Origin of the sequence: Gemmatimonas sp. (assembly GCF_036405635.1) — a bacterium.
Taxonomy (GTDB): Bacteria; Gemmatimonadota; Gemmatimonadetes; order Gemmatimonadales; family Gemmatimonadaceae; genus Gemmatimonas.
The window spans coordinates 23,192-30,229 of the sequence record NZ_DASWXE010000239.1 but is presented as its reverse complement, the minus strand read 5'-3'; the positions used below and the strand labels follow the sequence as shown (position 1 = coordinate 30,229).

8 protein-coding genes are annotated in these 7,038 nt (G+C 65.2%); all 8 read left to right on the top strand.

All coding sequences use genetic code 11. From position 1 onward, the window contains the following. Nucleotides 1-356 (top strand): single-stranded DNA-binding protein (locus VGE27_RS18910; protein WP_331051233.1); only part of this gene is annotated, 356 nt, incomplete at its 5' end. Nucleotides 357-537: 181 nt separating this feature from the next. After that, the gene (locus VGE27_RS18905) at nucleotides 538-2,073 is read left to right on the top strand and encodes a LysM peptidoglycan-binding domain-containing protein (RefSeq protein ID WP_331051232.1); all 1,536 of its coding nucleotides are present in this window, start codon (nucleotides 538-540) and stop codon (nucleotides 2,071-2,073) included. Between the two features lie 146 nt (nucleotides 2,074-2,219). Next, nucleotides 2,220-3,188, top strand: coding sequence for an NAD-dependent epimerase/dehydratase family protein (locus VGE27_RS18900; protein WP_331051231.1), 969 nt, complete (start codon nucleotides 2,220-2,222; stop codon nucleotides 3,186-3,188). Then, entirely contained in the window at nucleotides 3,188-3,928 is a 741-nt protein-coding gene (locus VGE27_RS18895) for a MotA/TolQ/ExbB proton channel family protein (RefSeq protein WP_331051234.1), read from the top strand. Before VGE27_RS18900 ends, VGE27_RS18895 begins: the two co-directional genes overlap by 1 nt. Before the next feature lie 3 nt (nucleotides 3,929-3,931). Beyond that, complete coding sequence (locus VGE27_RS18890) at nucleotides 3,932-4,345, top strand: biopolymer transporter ExbD (RefSeq protein WP_331051230.1); 414 nt, start codon at nucleotides 3,932-3,934, stop codon at nucleotides 4,343-4,345. Continuing rightward, nucleotides 4,342-5,094 carry an energy transducer TonB gene (locus VGE27_RS18885; RefSeq protein WP_331051229.1) on the top strand — a complete coding sequence of 251 codons (753 nt, stop codon included), beginning with the start codon at nucleotides 4,342-4,344 and terminating at the stop codon, nucleotides 5,092-5,094. The genes VGE27_RS18890 and VGE27_RS18885 overlap by 4 nt, the downstream gene beginning before the upstream one ends. After that, nucleotides 5,094-6,422, top strand: a complete 1,329-nt coding sequence (locus VGE27_RS18880; RefSeq protein WP_331051228.1) for a hypothetical protein — start codon at nucleotides 5,094-5,096, stop codon at nucleotides 6,420-6,422. The genes VGE27_RS18885 and VGE27_RS18880 overlap by 1 nt, the downstream gene beginning before the upstream one ends. A gap of 38 nt (nucleotides 6,423-6,460) precedes the next feature. Further along, nucleotides 6,461-7,021 (top strand): OmpA family protein, encoded by a 561-nt coding sequence (locus tag VGE27_RS18875; protein ID WP_331051227.1) that lies wholly within the window; start codon nucleotides 6,461-6,463, stop codon nucleotides 7,019-7,021. Nucleotides 7,022-7,038: the final 17 nt, after the last annotated feature.

Here is a 7,038-nt window from a genome sequence, read left to right as displayed (position 1 = left end):
GGCATCGCTGTGTGGTCTGGAACAACTCGCGCGGCTCCGGCCTGGCTGACGTGGTGGAGAAGTACGTGCGCAAGGGCGAGAAGATCTACGTCGAGGGCGAGATCGAGTACCGCCAGTGGCAGGACAAGGACAACCAGACCCGTTACACCACCGAAATCCGGGTCCGCGAGCTGATGCTGCTTGGTGGCCGCGGTGGCGCCGGCGGCTCAGGCGGCGAGGAATTCGAATCGGCTCCGCGTCGGTCCGCGCCGGCTGCCGCTCGCCCCAAGGCTGCAGCCGCAGGTGCAACGGGTAACGACGATTTCTCGGATTTCCCGGGCGCGCTGCAGGACGAGGACGACGACCTCCCGTTCTGAGGAAAATCGGCAGGCGGGAGCCGCCGGATTCGGTGGCTCCCGCCTTTCTTCGCGTAACGCGCAGCAAATGAAATGGAACACGCCGCAGGCGTGACGGTGCCCCCGTTACCGGGATTGATGGCGTGCGTCTCCGATGTGATAGCCTGCGTGACGAATTCTTTTTACCTTGGGATACTCACTGATGCGCGCTGCCAAGAAGGCGCCCTCGACGTCTGCTTTGACCCGCACGGATGCGTCGGGGCTGTTGTTCAAGCTCGCGATCGCCGTCGTGGGTACGCTGGCCCTGCTGGTGGTGTGGCGTCCCACGGTCGTTCACGCACAGGCGTCGGCATCGGCGCCCGTGTCTGCTCAGACCGCCACTCACGTGGTGAAGTCAGGTGAAACGCTCTGGAGCCTGGCCGCCCGCTACTACGGCGATGGTCACCAGTGGCAGGATCTGGCCCGTCGCAATCAGATCGACACTCAAGGCTCGGCCCCGCTGCGCGTCGGCCAGAAGCTCACCGTACCCGCCAAGCCGTCCGTTCGTGGTGCGAACGCGGGCCAGGTCGCGGCTGCACCGGCGGACAGCACGGTGCCCAAGGTGGCACTGGCGAAGGCCGGAGAAGGCACGTTGCCCACGCCGGCTTCCACCAAGCCCGCTGCTGGCGCCTCGGGATCGCTTGCCGCGCAGACCGCGAGCAAAGGCAATGCGGCGCCTGTTCCGGCCGGTGAGCGTTCGGCCCGTCCAGTTGCACCCGCCCGCAGTGCATCGACCGGTGCCAATAGCCCCGTGGCAGGTAGTCGTGCGGCCGCATCGGTTACGGCCAGCTCCGAAGTCGCCCGCGCTGGTCAGGACACGGGACGCCTCAATCTCACGCCGGCGCGTGGCACCATCATGGGCGAGGATCGCGCCACGGTGCGCGTCGGCCTCGTGAACTCCGGAGAGCAGGCTGCATCCCGCAAGGCGAGTGAAGCGCTTACGGTCTTTCATCGTGACATCCCCGATGCGGCCGAAGCCGAACGCCGTGCTCTGGCTGCGATGAACCCCAACACGCCGGTTCCCCGTCAGGGTGAATACGACGCCGCGCCGTTCCTCATCACCGACGCTCAGCGCGCGGCCGCAGGGCAGATCGTGCGCCGCCGTGGCGCGAGCGAGGCCACTGGCCACGACGCGTACCCGACGCGCGCCATCAAGACCGACGAAGTCGAGCTGGCTGCAGGAACTGCTGGGGCGTACACGGTGGGACAGCGTTTGGTCGCCTTCTCGGAGTACCGCTCCGTCGATGGTAAGACGGTCGTGGCTATCCCCGCGGGCGTACTGGAAGTGACCCAGGTCGAGGCCGGTCGCCCGGCGCTGGCCATCGTGCGTCGCCAGTCGGGGCGCATTGAGGGCGGTCAGCGAGTGCTGACGGCCAGTGGTGAACCCGCTCCTCGCAGTGTGGCGCAGCGTCTCGAGACGCCTGATGTCTCGACCACCGTCCGCTGGCTCGAACGCACCGAATTGTTGCCCACCCTGCAGAGTTACCTCGTGCTCGACGCCGGCAGTGACAAGGGTCTCAAGGCCGGTGACGAAATCGCCCTGTATCATCAGCCGGCAGGCAACCCGGCGGAGAAGCTCACCGCGACCGTACGGGTGGTACGGGTGGACGGTGCCTCCAGTACGGCCATCATTCTGCGCCAGTACGGTCACGAGATCGCCACCGGCATGGCGGCGCGCCGATTCGCCAAGGCCCCCTGATCGAGACCATCGAGTCGTAGCACCCGGCGTTCCAGGCGCCGGCCCCAGACATCACATATCGCACGCGCCGGGCGCCCCATGGCTCTCGGCGCGTGTGTACATTGCTGGATTCCCTCCGAACCTGAACTACAGAGGCAGCGAACGGCATGGCCAAGACGGTGCTGGTGACGGGTGGTGCCGGTTTTATCGGCTCCCATGTGGCAGACCGCTTTGTGGCGGAAGGCTGGTCCGTCACGATCCTCGACGATCTCTCGAGTGGTCGTGAAGAGAACATCCCCAGTGCTGCGCGTTTCGTGCGTGGCGACATCACATCACCTGAAGCCGCCGACTTGGTGCGCGAAGGACAGTTCGATGTGATGTGTCATCTCGCGGCGCAGATCGATGTGCGCCGTTCCGTGCTCGATCCCGCGTATGATGCCACGCGCAACATTCTCGGGACGCTCAACCTGATGGAAGCGATCCGTGCAAGCGGCCATCCCACGCGCACCGTGTTCTCGTCCACCGGCGGTGCACTGTACGGCGACTTCGATCCGCCGCCGAGCGCAGAGACGTTCGCAAAGGACCCAGAAGCCCCCTACGGGATCGCCAAGCTCTCTGTCGAGTACTACCTCGCGTACTACGGTCGCGTTCATGGGCTCGACACGGTGGCTTTGCGGTACGGCAACGTGTACGGCCCTCGTCAGGATCCTCATGGTGAGGCGGGTGTGGTGGCCATCTTCTGCAATCGGTTGCTCGACGGTCGGGCGCTCACGGTGTTCGGTGACGGTGAACAGACGCGCGACTACGTCTATGCCGGTGACGTGGCCGCCGCGAACTTCGCCGCGGCCACGCGTGAGCTGCCGCCGCGCGGCCGCCTGGATGCACGAGCGTTCAACGTCGGCACCAGCGTGGAGACTTCGGTGAATACGCTGGCCGAAACGCTACGGTCGGTGTCTCAGGCGACGGCACCGATCGAGTATGCACCGGCACGTCCTGGCGAACTGGCGCGCTCGGCACTGAACACCCAGAAGGCTCAGTCGGTGTTGGGTTGGAAGCCGACGGTGACACTGCGTGAAGGACTCGAGAACACCTACGCCTTCTTCTCGGCCCGTCGTGCCCGGAGCGTTGCGTCGTGATGGCAGTGATGGAACCGATGCTGCTGCAGCTGTCCACCGTGGGTGGAGCAGCCCCCGCGTCGTCATCGTTGATCTCGCTGGTGATCACGAGCGACCCCGTGACCAAGTTTGTCCTCGCGCTGCTCGCGGTACTGTCTCTCGCGTCATGGGGCATCATGTTCGCGAAGTGGCGCGCGTTCAGCACCGCGGAGTCAAACGGCCAGAGTTTTGTTCATGAGTTCGAGCGGGCGCGCGGTATCGACGACGCCATGCTGCTCGCGCAGCGTGTGAAGTCGAGCGCCTTCACCGCAGTGTTCTCGCGTGCCGTGCAGTTCCTGCACGACACCAAGCCCGCGCTCGGTGCCACGTCCGATCGCACGGCCCGTTTGTCCGGTTCACAAGTCGAGGCGCTGCGCCTTGTGCTCGATTCCGAAACCGGAAAGGAACGCGAGGAGCTGGGACGCTTCATTCCGTGGCTCGCGACGGTGGGCAGCGTCTCGCCGCTCATCGGCCTGTTCGGTACCGTGCTTGGCGTGATCGAGGCGTTCGAAGGGATTGCCACCAAGGGGTCCGGCAACATCGGGGCGGTGGCCCCCGGTATCGCCACGGCGCTCTTGGCGACAGCCGCTGCCCTGGCCGTGGCCATCCCGGCCGCGTTTGCCTACAACGTGTTTGCGGCCCGCCTGAATCGTTTCGACAACGCCCTCGAGGGCTTCGGGTCCGAGCTGATCGCACTCATGGTTCGCGAAGGGCGGATCTGATTCATGCGACGCGGCCGTCGTGGTGAGCGGATGGGCGTCAATGGCGAGATCAACGTGGTCTCGCTGATCGACGTGATGATGCTGCTCATGGTGATCTTCATGATCACGGCGCCCATCATGCAGGGCGGCGTGGATATCGCGTTGCCAACGGCCGATGTGCGACCGCTGGAACCCAAGAACGGCCTCGTCGTCACTGTCGACCAGCGCGGTCAGATCTTTGTGGACGAGACGCGTCTTTCGTATGAAGAGTTTGCGGGCAGCATCAAGGCGCTCTCTGAAAAGAAGGGTGGGGGCGGCGTGTACCTGCGAGCCGATGAGGCCGTGCCCTACGGGCGCGTGGTGCAGGTGGTGGCGGCGATGCGTGCCAGTGGCATCACCGATGTGGGCCTCGTGGCCGAGCCAGAGGAGCGGCGGTGACGACGGCGCGTGCGACGGGGAGCGCAGCCCCCACGTCGCTGACGCGCGGGATGTTGGCGTCGGTGGTGGTGCATGGGGCGATGGCGGCACTGGTGGCCTGGTGGAGCACGAGGCCCGAACCACAGCGTCCGCCGATCTATCGCGTGGAGCTGGTGGGTCAGGCGGGGCCGCGGCAAGCCGGTGTGGAGACCCCCACTGCCGCTCCCGCTGCCAAGGCACCGGACGTCGCGGGCGCGGAGCGCATCAAGGAAGAGAAGGTGGTGCCGAAGCCGAGCACGGCGAAGAAGGTGATGCCGTCGCCGAAGGCTACGCCATCGCCGACCCGTTCCAAGCAGGCGGGCTCCAAGACCGCTGACCCTGCTGCGACCAAGAGCACCTCCGCACCCAAGGCCGGAGCCGGCGCAACAGGCACCAAGGGTGCTGACGTCGCGAACGTGCGCACAGATGGGATCGCGTTCCCGTTTCCTGGGTACCTGAGCAACATCGTTCGGCAGATCACGCTCAACTGGTCTCCCAGACGCGTCTCGGCGGCACTCATCACCGAAGTGAAGTTCATGATCCGGCGCGATGGCTCGGTCGCCGGGATCGAGGTGGTGCGGGCCTCTGGCGATCGTTTGTATGACCTCGACGGTGTGGGTGCTGTCGAGGCTGTTGGCTCCACTCGCAGTTTCGGACCGCTCCCTGCTGGGTGGTCTGATGACGTACTGGTTGTGTACTTCACCTTCGACTACGCTCTTCGCCCCAACTGATGCCTCTTCGTCAATCGCGATCGACGGCCGTGCTGCCTGCGCCCCGCTTCCGTGCGGTGCTCGGTGTGTTGGCTGCACTCGCCACGCTCACGCTGCTCGCCTTCCCGCGCCTCGCATCCGCGCAGGAGAAGGGGGTCAGTCTGTCGATCCAGTATCGACCGGGCCAGAAGACGACCCTGATCGTATTGCCCATTGCTGGCGCCAACGGTGACTCCATCGCCCGCATCGTGAGTCGCGACCTGGATTTCAGCGATCGTTTCACGGTGGTGGCCTCGACGAGTGCGCCGGCCGTCAATGGTCCCATCAACTATGCGCTGTTCACCAAGCTTGGCGTGGATGGCATCGTACAGGTGACGTTGTTGCCGACCGGTTGGGTGCGTGTGGCGCTGCACGACGTCGGCCTCAAGAACGTGAAGAACAGCCGCGATTTCCCGCTGCCGACGCCGGCGTTGTCGGCTGGTTGGCGCCTTGCGGTGCATGGTGTGTCCGATGGTGTGGAGGAGTGGATCACGGGCGCTCGCGGCATTGCGCAGACGCGTATCGCCTTTACGCGCGGCGGCCGCGTGTGGACAACGGATAGTGACGGCGCAAATGTGACCGCCGTGACGCCCAGTGGAATGTCGCCGCAGTGGTTGCCGAGTGGTCGCGGCATCGTGTACAGCGTGCTCGACGGCGTGCGCAATCCGATCATGCTCACCGATCTGTCCACCGGTGCGCAGCGTGTGATCGCCAGCGCGCAGGGAGTGGAACACACCACGCCGATCGTCTCGCCCGATGGGCGCACGGTGGTGTTTGCGCGAGGTTCGGATACTGGAACGGATTTGTATCAGCAGCCGATCGATGGTGGAACGCCACGTCGTATCACGGTGGGACGAGGCCGTGCGAGTGCGCAGGCGAGCTTCAGCCCAGATGGTCAGCGACTGGCATTCATGTCCGATCGCTCGGGGCACCCGGAGGTGTATATTAGTGATCTGGACGGCACGAACACTGAGTTGCTGACGGCGGCGGCATTCGGTGATCGGGACTATCGCGCGGGACCGGATTGGTCTCCTGACGGTCGTCTCGTTGCCTTCCAGTCGCGCAATGGTGGCACGTTTCAGATCATGACCATCAACCTGCGCGATCAATCGGTGAAGCAGGTGACGAACGATGGCCGCAACGATGACCCGTCATGGGCACCGGATTCGCGGCATGTCGTATTCACATCCACGCGCAGCGGCACGCGTCAATTGTGGATCGTGGACACGGAGACGGGACGCACGCGGCAGCTCACGTTCGGTCCGGAAACGCGATTGTCAGCCTGGTCCCCCCGATTGCTCGCGCAGTAAGCGCGTTCAACACTTTACCCTCCCGCTTCGGAGTATTCATGATGCGTGTCTCTCGTGTGTTGACGGTCCTGGTGTCCACGACGCTCGTCCTCGGTGCGTGCAAGAAGAAGCAGCCGCCCGCGCCTGCGCCCACCCCGGCTCCGGCTCCCACGAACGAGGCACCGGTGCGCAACACGCCGGCGCCGGCGCCGGTCGACACCATGGAAGCGTACCGGTCCAAGATCGCGGCGGCGCGTGCCGTGCTGCTCGAGACGATCTACTTCGAGTACGATGCCGACGAGCTGCGTGATGATGCGCGTGCGTCGCTCGATGCGAAGCTCGCCATCCTCAATGCGAACCCGAATCTGCGTATCCGGATCGCGGGTCACTGCGACGAGCGCGGTAGCGATGAGTACAACATCGCGCTGGGTCGTCGGCGTTCCGAAGTGGCGAAGCGCTACCTGATCGATCGTGGCGTCGATGCGTCGCGTGTCGAGACCTCGTCGTTCGGTCGCGAGCGTCCGGCGGTGCAGGGCACGTCCGAAGAGGCGTGGTCGAAGAACCGTCGCGATGAGTTCGAGATCACCGCGGGCGGCGACAACCTGCGTCCCGCGCCGTGATGTTTCCTGCCACACTC

Bases quoted from the DNA above. Each gene is read 5' to 3' on its own strand.
- VGE27_RS18875 (WP_331051227.1), top strand. From the start codon at position 6,461: ATGATGCGTGTCTCTCGTGTGTTGACGGTCCTGGTGTCCACGACGCTC.
- VGE27_RS18890 (WP_331051230.1), top strand. From the start codon at position 3,932: ATGCGACGCGGCCGTCGTGGTGAGCGGATGGGCGTCAATGGCGAGATC.
- VGE27_RS18895 (WP_331051234.1), top strand. From the start codon at position 3,188: ATGGCAGTGATGGAACCGATGCTGCTGCAGCTGTCCACCGTGGGTGGA.
- VGE27_RS18900 (WP_331051231.1), top strand. From the start codon at position 2,220: ATGGCCAAGACGGTGCTGGTGACGGGTGGTGCCGGTTTTATCGGCTCC.
- VGE27_RS18905 (WP_331051232.1), top strand. From the start codon at position 538: ATGCGCGCTGCCAAGAAGGCGCCCTCGACGTCTGCTTTGACCCGCACG.
- VGE27_RS18880 (WP_331051228.1), top strand. From the start codon at position 5,094: ATGCCTCTTCGTCAATCGCGATCGACGGCCGTGCTGCCTGCGCCCCGC.